At 37.1% G+C, this 1,834-nt stretch carries 1 protein-coding gene; it reads left to right on the top strand.

Annotation, left to right across the window (positions count from 1 at the left end; translation table 11 throughout):
• The first annotated feature begins 105 nt into the window (after positions 1 to 105).
• Positions 106 to 1,752 (top strand): diphosphate--fructose-6-phosphate 1-phosphotransferase, encoded by a 1,647-nt coding sequence (locus tag JGH11_RS19865; protein ID WP_201114683.1) that lies wholly within the window; start codon positions 106 to 108, stop codon positions 1,750 to 1,752.
• The last annotated feature ends 82 nt before the right edge of the window (positions 1,753 to 1,834 follow it).

Raw genomic sequence — 1,834 nt, 5'->3', positions numbered from 1 at the left:
TCCTTATATAGCTCATGTCCTCTTTTATATTTGAAAAAAAATGACGAAATTTGCGAGCCTTTAAATGAAACGAATATATTAACTATATAAAATCAATTGAAACAAATGGTTAAAAGTGCTTTGCAAGTAGCTCGGGCTGCTTATAAACCTAAAATGCCAAAAGCATTGTACGGTTCTGTAAAAATTGAAGAAGGTGCTGCAACTCAGTCTGTAGCAGATCAGGAAGAAGTAAAAAAACTATTTCCGAACACCTACGGTATGCCTACTCTCAAATTTGTAGAGTCTGCAGAGAAAGTAAATTATCCGGCAATTAATGTTGGTGTTATTTTGTCAGGAGGTCAGGCTCCCGGCGGTCATAATGTTATTGCAGGACTTTTCGATGGAATTAAAGGCTTGAATGCAGATAGTCAACTTTTTGGTTTCTTGATGGGACCAGGAGGGCTTGTGGATCACGATTATAAAGAATTAACTGCTGCTATTATTGACGAATACCGTAATACCGGGGGATTTGATATTATCGGTTCGGGCCGAACAAAATTGGAAACAAAGGAACAATTTGATAAAGGGCTTGAAATTCTTAAGAAATTAAATATCAAAGCTCTTGTTATTATTGGTGGTGATGATTCCAATACAAATGCTTGTGTGCTTGCTGAGTACTATAAAGCTATTGATGCAGGAGTTCAGGTAATAGGATGTCCAAAAACAATTGACGGTGATTTGAAAAATGAAATGATAGAAACTTCATTTGGTTTTGATACTGCATGTAAGGTTTATTCAGAAGTTATCGGTAATATACAGCGTGACTGTAATTCGGCTCGCAAATACTGGCACTTTATTAAGTTGATGGGACGTTCTGCTTCTCACATAGCTTTAGAATGTGCTCTTCAGGTGCAACCTAATATCTGTATCATATCAGAAGAAGTTGAAGCTAAAAAACAATCATTAGATGATATCGTAACAAATATTGCAAATTCTGTAGCTAATCGTGCTGCGAATGGTAATAATTTCGGTACAGTATTGATTCCAGAAGGTCTCATTGAGTTTATACCTGCAATGAAAGTTCTTATAGCAGAATTGAATGATTTCCTTGCACATCATCAAGAGGAATTTAATGCAATTCCTAAAGAAGAGCAATTAGCATATATCAGAAAAAATCTTTCGGCTGAAAACTCAAAAGTGTTTGCTAGTCTACCTGACGGAGTAGCTCGTCAATTAACATTAGACCGTGACCCTCATGGAAACGTTCAGGTTTCACTTATTGAAACAGAGAAGCTTCTTGCTGAAATGGTAGGTAACAAATTAGCTGAAATGAAAGCTGCCGGTAAATTTGTTGGTAAATTTGCTCCTCAGGTGCATTTCTTCGGTTATGAAGGACGTTGTGCTGCACCTTCCAATTATGATGCAGACTATTGTTACTCATTAGGCTATACTGCATCAGCTCTTATTGGTGCTGGTAAAACAGGCTATATGTCTTCGATACGTAATACTACTGCTCCTGCCGATCAGTGGATAGCAGGAGGTATTCCTGTGACAATGATGATGAATATGGAGCGTCGCCATGGTGACATGAAGCCTGTAATTCGTAAAGCGTTAGTAGAATTAGATGGTGCGCCGTTTAAGTATTTTGCTGCAAATCGTGAGGCTTGGGCTATAGGAACAGAATTTGTTTATCCTGGACCAATCCAATACTTTGGACCAACTGAAGTTTGTGATCAGCCTACAATTACCCTAAAGTTAGAACAAGGAAAATAGTTCTTAAGTAATATTTTATAATAAAAGGTACAGATAAATATCCGTGCCTTTTGTTTTTTGCTGTATAAGAGATGTGTTAGAT

The sequence above is a fragment of the Dysgonomonas sp. Marseille-P4677 genome (assembly GCF_016652235.1).
GTDB lineage: Bacteria > Bacteroidota > Bacteroidia > Bacteroidales > Dysgonomonadaceae > Dysgonomonas.
This window is presented reverse-complemented; position numbering and strand designations above follow the sequence as displayed.